The sequence below is a fragment of the Pseudonocardia yunnanensis genome, from assembly GCF_039534065.1.
GTDB classification, from domain to species: Bacteria; Actinomycetota; Actinomycetes; order Mycobacteriales; family Pseudonocardiaceae; genus Pseudonocardia; species Pseudonocardia yunnanensis.
In genome coordinates, this window is record NZ_BAAAUS010000063.1 from 74,717 (window position 1) to 90,260 (window position 15,544).

Consider the following 15,544-nt stretch of genomic DNA (forward strand, 5'->3'; position numbering starts at 1 on the left):
ACTCAGCTGGTGGGCCTCACTATTGGCAGGGAGGCAGAATGCCGATTCTCGTGACCGGGGCCGGCGGAAGTGTCGGCGGCATCGGCGGCAGGGTGGTCGAACGGCTCCAGGAGCGCGGTCTTCCGGTGCGCGCCCTCGTTCGCCGCGACGACGACCGCGCTGACGCGCTTCGCGCACGGGGGGTCGAGGTCGTCGTCGCGGACCTCACGCGCGCCCCTGACGTCGTGCGGGCACTCGACGGGTGCCGCCGCGTGTACTTCGGGATGTCGGTGTCGCCGGAGTACCTGGAGGCGACGGCCACCCTGGCAAGCGCCGGCCGGGCGGCCGGGAATCTCGAGGTCGTCGTGAGCATGTCCCAGATGACCGTCTCGCAGATGGATCTGACCAGCACCGAGGAGTCGCGCCACCAGCGGTTGCATTGGCTCGCCGAGCAGGTGCTCGACTGGTCCGGCCTTCCGGTCACGCACGTGCGGCCCACGATCTTCATGGAGAACCCGCTCCTGACGATTTTCGCCTACCCCTCGATCGTGAGGACGGGAAAGATCAGGCTGCCGTTCGGCGCGGGCCGCACGTCACCGGTGAGCGCCCAGGACGTGGCCGATGTCGTCGCGACGATCCTCGCGGAGCCGGCAGGCCACGTCGGCCGGACCTACGAGCTCACCGGGCCCGTGTCGCGGGACCTGGGCGTCATGGCCGAGGAGTTCTCCGCGGCGCTCGGCCGGCCCGTCGTGTACGAGGACGTGCCGTTCGATGACTTCGCCGAGGAACTCGCAGCCGCCAAACTGCCCGACCACGTTCTCGACCACATCCGCACGATGGCCCGGCTGCACCGGGCCAACCGCTACGACCGCGCCACGCACGACGTCGAGAAGATCCTCGGGCGCCCCGCGTCGGGCGTCGCGGACTACGTCTCGATGAACCCGGAGTTCTTCCGGCGCTAATCGCTTTGACCGTCACCGCAAGGGCGGGTGACGATCATGGCCGGGAAGTACCTGCCGGCGCGAGGGAGAGGTCGATGGTCGACGCGATCTTCGAGCACCCGCGCCTGGTGGCGGTCTACGACGCGCTCGAACCCGACCGCCGCGACCTCGACGTGTACGCCGCGATCGTGCAGGAGTTCGGCGCTCGCAGCGTGCTCGACGTGGGCTGTGGCACCAGCACGTTCGCGCTGCTCCTCGCAGGCCGTGGCGTGGAGGTGACGGGTGTCGACCCCGCCGCGGGCTCGCTCGCGTACGCCCGCAGGAGGGCCGGTGCGGACCGGGTCACCTGGATCCACGGGGACGCCACAGCCCTTCCCGGGATGGCGGTCGATCTCGCCACGATGACCGGGAACGTCGCGCAGGCGATCACCGATCCGCTCGGCTGGGACGCCACTCTCCGCGGCGTGCACCACGCGCTTCGGCCGGGTGGACGTCTCGTCGTCGAGAGCCGGGATCCGGCGCGACGCCAGTGGCTCACGTGGAACCGCGCTGGCACCTACCGGGTCGCCGAGATCGCCGGCGTCGGCCGGGTCGAGTGCTGGGTGGAACTGACGGACGTGACCCTGCCGCTGGTCAGCTTCCGCACCACGTGGGTCTTCGGCTCCGACGGCGCCGTACTGACCTCGGACTCCACCTTGCGCTTCCGCGACCGTGCCGAGATCGAATCCGACCTGATCCGGCACGGCTACGTCGTGGACGAGGTGCGCGACGCACCCGACCGGCCCGGGCGCGAGTTCGTGTTCGTCGCTCGCCGCAGGAGTGCTCCACCCGGGTAAATCAGGCCGTGCGATCGCGATTCGTTCCCGACCTCCGTTACCGCGGCACTGGACACGAATTCGTCCGATTCGCTCCGTCGGTCCCTTCGCGGCCGTGTGTGATGGATCGGTAAATCTTCCACAACTGTGGCGAATGGCGGACGCCGCAGGCCCGTCTGCATCAGCACACCGCTCTCGACCAGGTACTCGATGCGGGTCAGCGGGTGTGTGCCACCTCACTTCTGATCGCAATTCGGCGACGGTCAGCAGCAATACGGCAAATGCGCGGCGGGGAGAGTTCGTTTACCTTCTCCAGCATGGCTACTCCGACCCGGACCGGCCCGCCGGCCACTACGGTGCGCGCCTCGTTCCGCGTGAACGAGCACGATGTCGAGGTCGAGATCGACACCCGGGAGTCTCTGCTGGATGTGCTGCGCGAACGGCTGGAGCTGACCGGCACCAAGAAGGGATGCGATCACGGCCAGTGCGGCGCGTGCACCGTGCATCTCGACGGCCGTCGGGTCGTGTCCTGCCTGACTCCCGCCGTGCAGGTGAACGGATGCTCCGTCACGACGATCGAGGGCGTGGCCGGGCCGGACGGCGAACTGCACCCGTTGCAGCAGGCCTTCGTCGACCACGACGCGCTGCAGTGTGGCTACTGCACCCCGGGACAGGTGATGTCCGGGCTGGCGTGCATCGCCGAAGGGCATGCAAGGGACGACTCGTCGGTACGCGAGTACATGAGCGGCAACCTCTGCCGCTGCAGCGCGTACACCTCGATCGTCGCCGCGATCCGCTCCGTCGCCGACGAAACAGAGGCCTGACGTGCGGCCGTTCACCTACGAAGCGCCGGACACCGTCGCCGACGCGCTCGATGCCCTCGCCGCCGCCGGGCCGGGTGCCAAGTTCCTCGCCGGCGGCACCACCCTCTACGACCTGATGAAGCTGGGAGTGGAGGCGCCGCCGGCCGTGGTCGACGTGCATCGCCTCCCGGAACTGTCGCAGATCGACAGCACCGGCAAGGACGAGCTCGTCTTCGGCGCCGGGGCTCGGATGGCCGACGTCGCCGAGGATCCGGTCGTCACGCGGGACTATCCGGCGCTGGCGGAGTCGCTGGCCAAGGCGGCGTCGCAGCAGCTGCGCGAGATGGCCACGGTCGGCGGCAACCTGCTGCAGCGCACGCGGTGCACCTACTTCCGCCACGGCGAGCCGTTCGCGTGTAACAAGCGCGAGCCGGGCAGCGGCTGCGCGGCGATCGGCGGGCTCGACCGCGCCCATGCGGTGCTGGGCACGAGCGACGCGTGCATCGCGACCTTCCCCGGCGACTGGCCGGTGGCGCTGCTGGCGTTCGACGCACAGGTCGACGTGCTCGGGCCCGACGGTGCCCGGACGGTCGCGTTGGCCGACCTGTACCGGGCGCCAGGTCAACGTCCGGACCTGGAGACCACCCTCCAACCGCAGGAGCTGCTGCTGCGCATCCGGGTGCCCGCCACCCCGACCGGGCGTGGCTCGACCTATCACAAGATCCGCGACCGGGAGTCCTACGCGTTCGCGCTGGCATCCGCTGCGGCGGCAGTGGCGCTGCACGCCGACGGAACGGTGGCGGACGTGCGGCTCGGGCTGGGTGGTGTGGCCACGAGGCCGTGGCGTGCAGCCGAAGCCGAGCAGGTCCTCATCGGACAGCCACTCACCGCCGAGACCGCCCGGCACGCGGGCGAAGCGGCATTCGCAGCGGCCAGGCCGGGCCGGGAGAACAGCTTCAAGATCGAACTCGGGATCCGAACCGTCGCCGACGCGCTGCGGATCGCCGGAGAGCGGGCGACCCGATGACCACCACGACAACCGGCGCGGCTGTTCCCACCGAGCGGGTGGACGCCCACGCCAAGGTGACGGGTGCACTGCGGTACGGCGCGGACCGCAACCCGCCCGGGGTGCTGTATGCCGCGTTCGCGATCGCACGGGTGCCGAAGGGCCGGATCACGCATCTCGACGTAACGCACGCCGAGGCCGTGCCCGGAGTGCGTCTCGTGCTCACGCACGAGAGCGACCCCGGCGTGAAGTCCGGTGGCTTCATCATGGGCGGTGGGTACGGGTTCCAGAGCTGGCAGCCGATGACCGACGACCGGATCGCCTACTGGGGTCAGCCGGTCGCCCTCGTGGTGGCCGACACGCTCGTCGCGGCGAACGAGGCTGCGGCGCTGGTCGAGGCGGTGTACGAGACCGAGGACAGCAGCCTCGACCTCGACGCCCCGGGCGCCGAGACGCTGGTGCAGGCCGAGGCGATCCCGCTGCCCTTCCTCGCCGACGTGGTGGTCGGCGACGCCGACACGGTGCTCGGGGAGTGCGCTGTGCAGGTGGACTCCGAGTTCGACCTGCCCACGCAGCACCAGAACCCGATGGAGCTGCTGCACACCGTCGTGGAGTGGCGCGGCGACACACTGGTGGTCCACGAGGGCACCCAGAACAGCGGCGCCATCCGCAACGGGCTCGCCATGCAGTTGGGCATCGACCCCGAGCAGATCGAGGTGATCTCGCCGTCGGCCGGGGGAGGGTTCGGGCAGAAGAACTCGCTTCAGCCGCACACCTGTCTCGCCGCGGTCGCCGCCCGCAGGCTCGGCCTCCCGGTGAAGCTGGTGCTGACCAGGGAGCAGTGCTTCCACGCAGCGAGCTTCCGCCCGTTGAGCAGGCATCGGGTGCGACTCGGCGCCGACGCGACGGGCGTGCTGCGAGCGGCCGTGTACGAGATCGACCAGCAGACCTCGCGTCACGACCTGTTCCCGGCCGTCTACACGGACATCGCGTCCCGGCTCTACGGAATCCCCAACTTCCGGGGCCGGCAGCGGCTCGTGCGCACCGACGTACAGACGCCGGGGTACATGCGCGCCCCGCACGAGCACCCGGCCGCGTTCGCGTTCGAGTCTGCTGTGGACGAGATCGCCTACGCCGCAGGTGTCGATCCCGTCGCGCTGCGGCTGGCCAACGACACCGACATCGATCCGGTCACCGGTAGCCCGTTCTCCTCGCGCTACCTCGCGGAGTGCCTGCAGCGCGGCGCTGACCGCTTCGGCTGGTCCCGCCGCAGCGCGGAGCCCGGATCGATGCGCGCGGACGACGGCACCGAGATCGGGTGGGGAGTCGCCGCTGGCGCCTATCCCGCCCACATCGTCGCCGCCGTGGCGAGGGCCCGCGTCGAGGCGGACGGCACGGTGCGCGTCGAGACCGGCGGCCACGAGATGGGCCAGGGCATCCGGACGGCGATCGTGCGGACCGTCGCGGCCGAGCTCGGAATCCCGACCGACGTCATCACCGTCGTCGTCGGTGACACCCGCTCGGTGCCGCAGCACCTCACTGCCGGATCGTGGGGCACCGCCAGCGCACTGCCCGCGATCGTCGACGCTCTCACCGAGCTGCGGCGCAAGCTGGGTGTGCCGGCGGAGGGACCCGTCGACCTCGCCGCCGCGGTGGCCACGCTCGGCGGTGCCCCGGTCGAGGTGGAGATCACCCGCACCGCGCCGGGACAGCCACCCGAGAGCCTCGACCAGCTGCGTCGTGGCCTGGTGGCGCTCGCCGGACCCGAGTACCCGCAGTTCAGCTCCTACAGCTGGATCGCTCACTTCGTGGAGGTCCGGATCGAGCTCACCACGCGCCGGGTGCGCGTGTCGCGCGTGGTCAGCGTCGCCGACTGCGGTCGCGTCGCCAGCCCGCGTACCGCGGAGAGCCAGGTGCGTGGGGGTGTGGTCTGGGGTATCGGCGCCACGTTGCGCGAGGCCACCGAGGTCGACCCACGCTACGGCGGCTTCCTCAACACCTCGCTCGAGGAGTACCCGGTCCCCGTGAACGCCGACCTGCTGACCGACATCCACGTGGAGTTCATCGACGAGCCGGATCCGCTGCTCAACGGGCTCGGCGTGAAGGGCCTCGGCGAGGTTTCGATGGTGGGGGTGGCACCCGCCGTGGCGAACGCGGTGTTCCACGCGACAGGGCGCAGGATGAGGCGCCTGCCCATCCGCCTGGAGGACCTGCTCTGACGGCCGTCAGCCTGCCGCCGCGGCCGGGCGCCGGAGGGTGAGCAGCTGCTCGTAGAACCCGCCGTACCCACGGTCCGGATCCACCAGGTGCACCTCGAGGATCCAGTGGCACTCCCGGCCGACGCGGTCGGTCCTGCGCATCGGCCCGTCGCTACCCGGTGCGATGTAGCTGTCGATCCGTTCCCCGTCGATCGTCTCGTGGGGGAACTCGCCGACGAGGTGGCCGCTGTGCACGCCGCCGAAACGCCACCCGGCTTCCTCGGACGCCCCGACGACGTACTGGTACAGCTCAGCTCCGCTGATCTCCTCGTTCGTCTCGAAGAAGGCGCGGCCGGCGTCGAAAATCCGTGGCAGGTCAGCCTGTAGCTGCAGCTTCCGCGGGTCGTCCCCGAGGACGAACGTCCGGCCGAAGTCGGCCTCCCATTCCGCGAAGATGGGCCCGAAGTCGAGGAAGACGATGTCGTCGCCGTCGATGGCGCGGTCCGGTGGGTTCTCCCGGTAGGGCTGCAGCGTGTTCGGGCCGGAACGGACGATTCGCTTGTGCCAGTGGCGGCTGACGCCGAACAGGTCGGCGGCCAGATCCCGCACGTCGTCGCTCACCTGGGCCTCGCTGCGGCCGGGCGCGATGATCCCGCGCCGCGCGACCTCGGCGAACAGCGCCTCCGCCTTCTCCTCGGCCTCGACCAGTTGCCGAGCCCGCTCCGCTTCGTTCGCGCTGCGATCCGTTGTGGGTGCCATCGGCTTTCCGTCGCTCCGTTCCTGCGGAATATCCTGCGAAAGTCTCCCGCGTCCACGGAGAAGCCTGACGAGTTGCGGGACCCGGCGCAACCGCCGGAGGGGATCATCGAATTCGGAGAATGCGCTCGGCGGGGCACCACCCCCGCACCGCGGGATTCCAGCCCCACCAGTGGATTGTCGCGATCAGGCCCGTGCCCGCAGCCAGGCGCGGAAGGCGTCCAGCCCCGGCTCGGGATCACTCCGTCCGACGCCGACCCGGAAATGGTCGGGCGGGGTCGCGGTGAGCTGTGAGCGGTAGATGCTCGCCGGGAGCAGGAGAACACCGGCTTCGTTCACGAGGTCGGTGCAGAACTGCTCGACCCCGTCCGCGCCCTTGTAACGCAGGTACGTGACGCACCCGCCGTCCGGTGCGTGCCAGTCGAACAGCGAGTCGAACTCGGTGAAGAAGCTCTCGAAGACCGGCAGGTTGGCGGCGATGATCGCGCGGTTGCGCTCCAGGATCGTCTCCCGGGCCTTCACGGCGATACGGGCGAGGATCTCGGACGGCGCCGAGTTGCAGATGGTCGTGTAGTGCTTGGCGCGCTCCAGGCGGGAGAGCAGCTCCCGGTCGCGGCAGACGATCCACCCGATGCGCAGCCCGGGCAGCCCGAGCGACTTCGACATGACGTTCAGCGAGAGGGCCCGATCCGAGAGGTCCGCCGCGTTGGGGAGGGTGCGGCGCTGGTCGAGTTCGAGGCCGCGATACACCTCGTCGCTGAACAGATGGATTTCGCGCTCGTCGCACAGCTGCGCGAGCCGGGCGAACTCCGCGGCGTTCATGACCTTGCCGGTGGGATTGTGCGGGAAGTTGACCGAGACCACCCGGGTGTTGGGCCGTAGCGCCGCCTTGACCTCGTCGACGTCGAGGCTCCAGTCGTTCTCCGGTCTGAGGGCGACACCCGTGACGGAACACAAGGCGAGCGGCACCGTCTCCGCTGCCTGGTAGTTGGGCGTGACGACGACGGCGTGGTCATCGGGACCGAGCAGCACCTGCATCGCAAGGTAGAGGCCCTCCTCGGCGCCGGCGAAGCAGAGGACGTCGTGGGCTTCGGCCTCCGGGTACATCTCGGCGATGGCCTCTCGGAGTGCGGGGTCGCCGAACGTCTCGGTGTACCCGAGCGACAGCGTCTCCCACGCCGCGCGGTCGTGGTCATCCGCCAGCGCGAGCAGTTCGGTCATCGTCATCGTCTGCGCGTCGGACGCGGTGAGGTGGTACCGCGCCGTGAACTCCCAGTGCGAGAAGTAGGTCTCGAGTTGGAAGTCGGGCAAGGGGGTCACGACATCGGGTCCTTCGGAATCGAGCTGTGGGCATGATCAGCGCCGGGACCGATCGTCCCGACCCCTCATCAGTTGTGATGAGCGCCCATCCTTCTCCTCCGGGCTGCGGCCGAGGACGACGACCCGCTCGTGGTCGCCGACGGACGGCGGCTATCTGCTGGATACGGGCGTGACGGGTGTGAAAAAGAAGACGTGAAGTGACACCCGATTTGTCCGATTCGCGATAGCTTCGTGCTCGTGGCTTGTTCGGAGCGTGGAAAACCTGTAACGGACCGTGGTCAGCGGTCGAGTGCACCGCCGTGGACCAGGAGCGCAGTGCCCGTGACCTCATCAGCCTCGTCTCCGGTCCGATCTCGCCCATCCGGCTCCTCATGAGCGTGGGACGGGGAGAAACGGCGGCACTCGCCCGGGGCGCGGACTGATGTGCCGCGAGTTCTGCGGCGAACTGCGGCGTCTGGAACCCGCGTCCCGCCCGGTGATCGACGTCCTCCAGCGCCGGGGCATTCTGCATCCGATCACCGCGGAGTCCGGCCAGCCGCTGGCCGAGCTGCTGCTGAAGTGCCTGGTCGAGCCCCGAGCCCGGGGAATGGACCGGCGCCATGTCTATTGGGGCGTGCTCGAGCGGATCCACCGCCCGGCGAGCAACACGCAGATCGTGAACGTCGAGTTCACGGGAGGCCAGCTCGACACGACGACATGCGTCTCCGCCACTCATGTCCTGCCTCTGATCTCCGAGACGCCGGGCGAGTACGCGCGCATCGTGGAAGGGCTCACCTCGCCGGTGATGGGGTTCTGGATCGTGCGGCCGCTTCGTCGCGAGGTGATCAAGCAACGGATGCTGTGGTTGGAGGGGACCTTCAACGCACTCCTGATCTCCGAGAACGAGCTGGGGATCTGGGTCAAGCCCGACGTGGGCGCCCCCTCGCGTGCCCTCCTCGAGCAGAACGGGCGGTTGTTCCGTGCGTACGACTTCGGGGCTCGGGCGGGGAAGAACAGCCGGCTGCTCGTCGATGTCATGGTGCAGTCGGCCCTGACGAACTACGCGATGCGCGGCAGGTACGACAGCGCCGCGGACAACGACCGGATGACCGGTGCGCGGGGCGTACCGCGCCCGGGCTGGGGCTCGGGCGCAGGTTCGACCGATGAGTACCGGTCCTTGATCCGGGAGGTCGTGCACGGGCAGGCGCCCCGGCTCCCGGCCCGGGGCAGCAGCCCCGTGCTCGGCGAGATGACCGAGGAACAGGCGTTGCACGCGCTCGAGGACAGGTGGACGGGCGGCCACCACCTCGAGAGACCGTTCACGATCGACATCGACGCCTGACGCTGACCCATCACGGTTCACCGCGTGCTCAGAACGGTGGTGGTTCATCGTCGGTTGCCGTGTTGGTGCGGGGTTCGGTGAGTGGTGATGGGTCGACCCGGTAGGTGTGTCCGCTGGGTGTGGTCCAGACGATCGACCCGTCCACGTACTGCGTGACGCTCCATCCCCGGGTAACCCTTCAACCGATGGTGCGGTCGGCACTTCGGCCCGAGGTTGGCCGCCGAGGTGGGGCCTTCGCCGTTGGCGGGGTCGTAGGGCTGGTTGTGGTCCAGATCGCACAGGTGTGCGGGGACGCGGCAGCCGGGGTGTTGGCAGTACTGGTGCCGTGCGATGAGGTGTTCGGCCAGGTGTGGGTGGGCGGTAGCGGGTGGTGCCGTAGTCGAGCAGGGCGCCGCTGAAGGGGTCGGTGACCAGCCGCCGCCAGATGCTGTCGGGGTCGGCGGCCAGTTCTCGTGCTTGTTCGGCGGGGATGGGGCCGTAGCCGGTGAGTTCGCCGGGTTCGTTGCTTGTTCCGCGCAGGGTGTCGAGCGAGACGGTGACCCGGATCTGGACCGACACCTTGTTGGTCACCGCGGGCACGCCTCCCGCGGGTGCGACCCCGGGAAGCCGGTCCGACCCCGGTGTCGGCGATCCCGGCCGGGAGATCGGGAAGCCGTCGTTCAGGAAGCCGGCCGGATTTGCGGTCGGGGTGGTGTCGGTCGGTGTGCCGGTCGTGGTGCGGGCGGCAGCATTCTGGGTGCCAGCAGACCCGACGCCATTCTGCTTGGGTTCGGTGGACTCAAGGGCAGATGCGGGAGCGGCCGACGCGGTACTCGTCGCGGCGGCGGGCTGCGGGACAGCGCTGGCGGCGGCGGTGATCGCCGATGTTGGGCTGCGCTCTACCCCGCTCGGCGGGCCCGACCGGCGCGGGGTGACGGCTCTGTTCTCTGCCGCCTGTTGGCTGGCGTTGCTGCAGAACCCGGTCTCGCGCAACACCAGATCCACTAGCGCGTCGGCCCGTCGGGCGGCCATCGGCCGCTCATCGGTGCTGCCGCAGCCGCGGGCGTGTTGATCCAACACCGCGAACGTGCCGACCGCCTCGGCCGCGGGCAACGTCGCCGACAAAGTCGCCATGCCGTCGCGTTCCGGGTAGAGCACCACCCCGCGTTCGCGGCGTCTGCGCTCCCGCCGCCGCAGCGCAGCCTCCCCGTCCACCCGTAGCTCCGCCCGCCGGACCGCGGCACGCAGTTGGCCGTTGGTCTGCCCCGGCGCCCGCGGCAATACCTTCTGCTCCACCACCGCCGCACCAGCCGCGTCCAGATCCGCGCAGCCCTCGGTGATGATCCGCGCCTTGGTCAGCGTGATCGCCCCGGCATGCAGGGCGGCGAACGTGGCCGGAACTCCTCCACCAACTGCCTTGCCTCACCGACCCGCCACGTCGCGCCACCCGGGGAGAGTCGCAGCATCAACGCGACCTCGGCCTGCGCGGACTCCACCGCCTGCGCCGAGTTCAACCCCGCCGCAGGACTGGCCTCGGCGGATGCCACGAACTGGGCGATGTCCTCGTACTGGCGCGCCTGAGCCCAGGCGATGATCTTCTCCCAACCCCCGATCCGCTCCAACAGCTCGAACCGATCCGAGGTCGGCCCGGCCTCGGCCAGGAGCATCGTCATGATCCAGTCAGGGGCGTACCCGGACCAGGACAGCGGTGCGGTCTGCGGGTAGGGCGCAGTCTCCACATCGCTCTCGAACATGTGTTCGAGTCTAACCTTGGGCGCCGACAATTCCGGCTGCTGTGCCGCCCGTGACTGCCGTACGTCAGATCCGAGTTCGCGCGACGTCGCTCAGTTCGCCGTGAGCTGCCGGACGAACCACTGCGTCACGATTTCGTCGACCGCCTTGGCGGTGGGCAGTTGCGGAGCCGGTTCCAGGCCGGGCTCGTCGGCCAGCGGGTGCGGCAGGCCCGGCACGGTCTGCAGCTCGACCTCATCCGGATCTGCGTACCGCTCGCGTAGCGCGTCGACCAGGGCAGCCGCGTCCGTCCGCAGCGCCGGGTGGTCCAGCTCGCCGCTGACGAGCAGCAGCGGCGGTTGTGCCGTGATGTCTCCGGCGCGGGCGACGAAGTCCAGTTCGTCGGCGGTCGTGCGGGATTCGGCGGTCCACGGATATGCCTGCTCGGAGCCGGCCATGGTGCGACGGACGAGCCCGATGACGGACCGAATCCGCACTGCCGGATTGACCAGCGCGACCGCCTTGATCGGAGCCCGCCGCGTGGTCAGCACCTCCAGGGCCACGGCACCGCCGAGCGAACCGCCCAAGATGCCGATCGGCTCGTCGTCGACCGGAAGCTGATCGCGCAGCGCGTTCAGCGCGGCCGGGAACTCCTCGGCGGCCTGGTGGACGAACGGGGCCAGGAAAGCCATCAAGGCGTCCTTGCGAGCGAGTTCGAGGATGGCGTCTACGCGACCGTCGACCATCCGTGCGCCACACATCGGCAGGCCCAGATGCACTCGCCAGGCAGGCACTCCGGTCATGGGCAACGCGGCCGCGAAGGCCGCGTCGGTGCGGGGCGCGTCCAGCATGTGCCAGGTCACGATCAACGGCGCGGGGCCGTCGGTGGTGCCGGTCGGTGGGAGCGCCGTGAACGGTACGCCCGCTGCGGTTCCGGTGATCGTTTCCATGCAGGCCACCGTAGAGAGCTCGACGAGCCTCGGATCTCCTTTCCGCCAACGGCGAAACCGTCCGGGGCAGGCAGATCATCCGTCGCTGCGAGATCGGATCTGAGTAAGTGGGGGAGTAGTTCGGCGGACGCGCCCCGCCGATCACTTTCATAGCTTCGGCGGGTCATGCCGCGCCGATCCGCTGGGAGAACTCCATGGAAACCGTCCGCTCGATCCGCGCTGTCGCGCTGGTCTGCGTCGTGGGCACGGCGCTGGCCGCTCTGTACGCGGCAACCGCTGCCGTGACCGCGTGGGTCCCGTCATACGGCTTCGTGGTGCAGGCACTGATCCACTGCGCCGAGCTCGCGGGTCTGATCGGGCTGGCGCTGTCGGGAGCGGCCGGGGCCGGCCTGCTGGGCCGGATCGGCCTCGGGGGCGCCGGGCTCGGCCAGGTACTGTTGGTCGCGGCCGAGCTGATCTACCCCGGTAGCCCCGACGTCGGTGACCAGCTGTTCGCCGTCGCACCGCTCCTGTCGGCCGTCGGAATGGTGCTCGCCGGTGTCGCGGTGCTGCGCGCCGGGCACTGGACCGGATGGCGACGCACCGCGCCGCTGCTCGTCGGTCTCTGGTCGATCGTCGTCCTGACCCCGGCGATCATCATCTCCGGAGGACCACCGGCGCCTGCCGCACTGTGGGCGATCGCGGGCTGGGAGCTCACCTGGCTGCTGCTCGGCGTCGCGGTGTTGACGGGGACGGGTGCCACTGCCCGGATCAAGGAGGCGCGCGCTTCGGCGTGATCTGCTTGCGGTCCGGACCGCCGCTTGTGGACACTTCTCCCGATCGCGCCCCCGGCGCGAACGGGGGGTTGGCGGGTGCGGTCCGAACTGGTGGGTCGCGACCGGGAGATCGGCGCGCTGGACGGGTGGCTGGTGAGCGCGCTCGGCGGCCGGCCGCGACTGGTGCTGTGCCACGGGGAGCCCGGCGCCGGCAAGACACGGCTGGCCGAGGAGCTGGTGGCCAGGGCGGCCGCGCGTGAGGTGCCCACGCTGTGGGGGCGCGCCGCGGAAGCTGAGGGCGCCCCGCCGTACTGGTTGTGGCGCCAGGTGCTGCGCGAGGCAACCGGGGTCGCCCGGCCCGCGGGCGAGCTGGGCGTTGCCGAGGAGCTCGCACCGTTGGTGCCGGAACTCGACGGCGGCCGATCGGACGTACTGGGGGACGAAGCCCGCTTCCGCCTCTTCGACGCGGTGGTCGGGGTGCTGCGTGACATCGCCGACGCGAGGGGGCTGGTGGTCGTCCTCGACGACGTGCACTGGGCTGACCGGCCTTCGCTGCTCCTGCTGCGGCATCTCACCCGCGAACTCCGCGGAAGCAGGTTGCTGGTGCTGGCCACCCACCACGACCTTCCGCCGGGGGACGCGCCTCTCCTCGCCGAGCTGGTCCGGGAGCCGGTGACCGAACGCCTTCCGCTGACGGGCCTGTCGCGCAATGCCGTGGCCGCCCGCCTCGCGGCGGAGATCGGCGAACCCGTGACGGCCGAGCTGGTCGGACGGGTGCACGAGCTGACCGGAGGCAATCCCTTCTTCGTCGGTGAGCTCGCCCGGCACCTGAGCGCCGGCCGAGCGGCGGGGATCCCTCCGACGGTGCGGGAGGCGATCGAGCGGCGGATGGAGCGGCTGTCGCCATGCTGTCGCAGCCAGCTACGGGCCGCATCGATCGTCGGCAGACAGTTCTCCGTCGCCGTGGTCGCCGCCACGATCGGGCGTCCGGTGCTGGACTGCCTCGATCCGCTGGACGAGGCAGTGGCCGCCGGCCTGGTCGAGCCCACTGCGACGGCCGGCGACGAGTACCGCTTCGTCCACGCACTCGTGCGCGACGCGGTCGAGGCAGGTCTCCCGACCGGCGAGCGGGTACGGCTGCATCGGGCGGCGGTGGAGGCGATCGAGCGGCTCTACTCAGAGCGGCTGGACCCGCACCTTTCCGACCTGGCCCGGCACTGGGCGGCGGCCGCGATGGCGGGGGAGCGGGCGCGCGCTGCCGGCTGGATCGAGCGGGCGGGTGACGAGGCGATGCGCAGGCTCGCCTTCGAGGAAGGCGCCCGGTTGTACCGGCTCGCGCTCGACACCGGCGATCCCGAGCTCGACGGGCCGGCGCGGCACCGGCTGCTGGTTGCGCTGGCCGATGCCCGGCACCGGTCAGCGGACGGCGCCGGCAGCGCGGAGGCCTGCCTCGCTGCAGCGGATGTGGCACGTCAGCTGGGTCGTCCGGACCTGCTGGGGGACGCGGTGCTCGTGCTGGGGTGCGTCAACGAGCAGGGAGCGGACCGGCGGCTGCGCGCGCTCTGCGAGGAAGCGCTGGCCGAGCTGGACCCGCAGCCGTCCTCGCGTCGCGCCCGGCTGCTGTCGCTGCTCGCCGAGACCCACATGTACCTCGAGGACGTCGGCCCGGCGGATCTTGCGAGCCGTGAGGCGCTGGCCGTGGCGGAATCCTGCGCGGAGCCGGCCGCTCTGGTGGCCGCACTACGCGCCCGCCAGATGGCGCGCAGCGGGCCCGACGGCATCGAGGAACGCGCCACCCTCACCGCGCGCCTGTTCGCCGTCGGTTCCGACGCCGACAATCCGTCGGATCGCATGTGGGCCCACCTCTGGCAGATCGACACCCACGTCGAACGCGGCGACCTCTACGACGCTGCGGCCGTCATCGACCGGCTCGAGTGGTATGCGGGCCGGGTGGGGGGCCCGACGGGCCGCTGGCACGTGCTGAAGGCGCGAGCAGCGCTGGCGCAGGCACATGGGCGCTTCGACGACGCCCGCGTGCTCGCGGACCAGGCCTTCGCGGTCGCTCCGGCGAGCGGGCACGCGGGTGCCGTCGGCGCCCGAATGGCACTGCTGACGGCGCTGGACCACCACGCGGGCACCGATCACGGGGGTACGACCGCGATGGTGGCGCTCGATGCGGCCGGTGGAGCCGTGGCGGCGGGTTCCGGTTACCGCATCACCTACACGCTGGGCCCAGCGGTCATCCTGACCGATGCCCGAAAGCATGACGAGGCGGGTGCGCTCTACCGGTCTCTCGGGCCGCCCCGGCGCTGGCGGCCGCCGCCCTTCTTCCTGCTGGCGTCCTACGCGGCGGGGATCGCGGTGGCCGTCGGCCAGAACGCTGATGCGGATGTCGCGGTTCTCCGTGAGCTGTTGTCGCCCTACCGGCACCGGCACGTCGGGTCCGGTGCGGGTGCCGCCCATTACGGCGGCCCCGTCGCGCTGCACCTGGGCATCGCCGCTGCCCACCTCGGTGATCTCGACGCGGCTGTCGACGATCTCCGGCTCGCGCTGGCGAGCTGCCGGGAGAACGGTGCCGCCGGGTACGCCGTCGAGGCGCAGGTCGAACTGGTCGGTGTGCTGGCGCGGCGGGGCAGGCCCGATGATCTCGACGAGGCCCGGGCGCTCGTCACCGCGGGCACGGCGGCCGCGCGGGGTCTCGGCATGCCGGCGTTCGCCGCCCGGTTGGCTGCAATCGGTACGTCGCTCGGACCGGTGCCGCCGTCGCCGTCCCTGTTGACCGCCCGGGAACGCGAGGTCGCCGCGTGCCTGAGCACGGGGATGAGCAACCCGCAGATCGCGGCCGCGCTCTTCGTGTCCGAGCGCACGGCGCAGAACCATGTGCAGCACATTCTGTCCAAGCTCGGGTACTCGCGGCGCAGCCAGATCGCGGTCTGGGCGGTGCAGAACCTCGACCCGCGGACGCCGAACGACCGGCGGGCGTGACGCCG

At 70.6% G+C, this 15,544-nt stretch carries 13 protein-coding genes and 1 pseudogene; 9 read left to right on the top strand and 5 right to left on the bottom strand.

Annotated elements, in window-relative coordinates:
• Nucleotides 1–38 precede the first annotated feature (38 nt).
• The 5 genes from ABD743_RS40950 (at nt 39) to ABD743_RS40970 (ending at nt 5,763) form a co-directional block, all read left to right on the top strand.
• Nucleotides 39–941, top strand: a complete 903-nt coding sequence (locus ABD743_RS40950; protein WP_344729571.1) for an NAD(P)H-binding protein — start codon at nt 39–41, stop codon at nt 939–941.
• 74 nt (nt 942–1,015) lie between these two features.
• Nucleotides 1,016–1,756, top strand: coding sequence for a class I SAM-dependent methyltransferase (locus tag ABD743_RS40955; protein WP_344729573.1), 741 nt, complete (start codon nt 1,016–1,018; stop codon nt 1,754–1,756).
• 296 nt (nt 1,757–2,052) lie between these two features.
• Entirely contained in the window at nt 2,053–2,559 is a 507-nt protein-coding gene (locus tag ABD743_RS40960; protein WP_344729575.1) for a (2Fe-2S)-binding protein, read from the top strand.
• A gap of 1 nt (nt 2,560) precedes the next feature.
• Nucleotides 2,561–3,565, top strand: coding sequence for an FAD binding domain-containing protein (locus tag ABD743_RS40965; RefSeq protein ID WP_344729577.1), 1,005 nt, complete (start codon nt 2,561–2,563; stop codon nt 3,563–3,565).
• Nucleotides 3,562–5,763 carry a xanthine dehydrogenase family protein molybdopterin-binding subunit gene (locus ABD743_RS40970; protein WP_344729579.1) on the top strand — a complete coding sequence of 734 codons (2,202 nt, stop codon included), beginning with the start codon at nt 3,562–3,564 and terminating at the stop codon, nt 5,761–5,763. Before ABD743_RS40965 ends, ABD743_RS40970 begins: the two co-directional genes overlap by 4 nt.
• Nucleotides 5,764–5,769: 6 nt before the next feature.
• Here the strand turns inward: ABD743_RS40970 and ABD743_RS40975 are convergent, their stop codons facing one another.
• Complete coding sequence (locus ABD743_RS40975; protein ID WP_344729581.1) at nt 5,770–6,501, bottom strand: M24 family metallopeptidase; 732 nt, start codon at nt 6,499–6,501, stop codon at nt 5,770–5,772.
• Between the two features lie 183 nt (nt 6,502–6,684).
• Nucleotides 6,685–7,818 (bottom strand): aminotransferase class I/II-fold pyridoxal phosphate-dependent enzyme, encoded by a 1,134-nt coding sequence (locus ABD743_RS40980; protein WP_344729583.1) that lies wholly within the window; start codon nt 7,816–7,818, stop codon nt 6,685–6,687.
• 421 nt (nt 7,819–8,239) lie between these two features.
• Here ABD743_RS40980 and ABD743_RS40985 point away from each other — a divergent pair, with 421 nt between their 5' ends.
• The gene (locus ABD743_RS40985) at nt 8,240–9,139 is read left to right on the top strand and encodes a hypothetical protein (RefSeq protein ID WP_344729586.1); all 900 of its coding nucleotides are present in this window, start codon (nt 8,240–8,242) and stop codon (nt 9,137–9,139) included.
• A 535-nt stretch (nt 9,140–9,674) separates the two neighbouring features.
• Nucleotides 9,675–10,190 carry a hypothetical protein gene (locus ABD743_RS40990; protein ID WP_344729588.1) on the top strand — a complete coding sequence of 172 codons (516 nt, stop codon included), beginning with the start codon at nt 9,675–9,677 and terminating at the stop codon, nt 10,188–10,190.
• Here ABD743_RS40990 and ABD743_RS44670 read toward each other — a convergent pair.
• From ABD743_RS44670 to ABD743_RS41000, 3 genes and pseudogenes are all read right to left on the bottom strand, one after another.
• Nucleotides 10,118–10,498 (bottom strand): annotated as a pseudogene (locus ABD743_RS44670) (DUF222 domain-containing protein); the annotation flags it as partial. The gene ABD743_RS40990 and the pseudogene ABD743_RS44670 sit on opposite strands and share 73 nt — an antisense overlap.
• Nucleotides 10,474–10,872, bottom strand: coding sequence for a hypothetical protein (locus ABD743_RS40995; RefSeq protein WP_344729589.1), 399 nt, complete (start codon nt 10,870–10,872; stop codon nt 10,474–10,476). The pseudogene ABD743_RS44670 and the gene ABD743_RS40995, both read right to left, overlap by 25 nt.
• A gap of 90 nt (nt 10,873–10,962) precedes the next feature.
• Nucleotides 10,963–11,799: a prolyl oligopeptidase family serine peptidase gene (locus ABD743_RS41000; protein ID WP_344729591.1), complete on the bottom strand. Its 837-nt coding sequence runs from the start codon at nt 11,797–11,799 to the stop codon at nt 10,963–10,965.
• Between the two features lie 194 nt (nt 11,800–11,993).
• Between ABD743_RS41000 and ABD743_RS41005 the strand changes: the two genes are divergently transcribed.
• On the top strand, nt 11,994–12,575 hold the full coding sequence (locus tag ABD743_RS41005; protein ID WP_344729593.1) for a hypothetical protein: 582 nt from the start codon (nt 11,994–11,996) through the stop codon (nt 12,573–12,575).
• Between the two features lie 75 nt (nt 12,576–12,650).
• Nucleotides 12,651–15,539, top strand: a complete 2,889-nt coding sequence (locus ABD743_RS41010) for a helix-turn-helix transcriptional regulator (protein WP_344729595.1) — start codon at nt 12,651–12,653, stop codon at nt 15,537–15,539.
• Nucleotides 15,540–15,544: the final 5 nt, after the last annotated feature.

What these genes read in the sequence shown, in the direction of transcription:
- ABD743_RS40950 (WP_344729571.1), top strand. Translation starts at nt 39, where the DNA reads ATGCCGATTCTCGTGACCGGGGCCGGCGGAAGTGTCGGCGGCATCGGC.
- ABD743_RS40955 (WP_344729573.1), top strand. Translation starts at nt 1,016, where the DNA reads ATGGTCGACGCGATCTTCGAGCACCCGCGCCTGGTGGCGGTCTACGAC.
- ABD743_RS40960 (WP_344729575.1), top strand. Translation starts at nt 2,053, where the DNA reads ATGGCTACTCCGACCCGGACCGGCCCGCCGGCCACTACGGTGCGCGCC.
- ABD743_RS40970 (WP_344729579.1), top strand. Translation starts at nt 3,562, where the DNA reads ATGACCACCACGACAACCGGCGCGGCTGTTCCCACCGAGCGGGTGGAC.
- ABD743_RS40975 (WP_344729581.1), bottom strand. Translation starts at nt 6,501, where the DNA reads ATGGCACCCACAACGGATCGCAGCGCGAACGAAGCGGAGCGGGCTCGG.
- ABD743_RS40985 (WP_344729586.1), top strand. Translation starts at nt 8,240, where the DNA reads ATGTGCCGCGAGTTCTGCGGCGAACTGCGGCGTCTGGAACCCGCGTCC.
- ABD743_RS40995 (WP_344729589.1), bottom strand. Translation starts at nt 10,872, where the DNA reads ATGTTCGAGAGCGATGTGGAGACTGCGCCCTACCCGCAGACCGCACCG.
- ABD743_RS41000 (WP_344729591.1), bottom strand. Translation starts at nt 11,799, where the DNA reads ATGGAAACGATCACCGGAACCGCAGCGGGCGTACCGTTCACGGCGCTC.
- ABD743_RS41005 (WP_344729593.1), top strand. Translation starts at nt 11,994, where the DNA reads ATGGAAACCGTCCGCTCGATCCGCGCTGTCGCGCTGGTCTGCGTCGTG.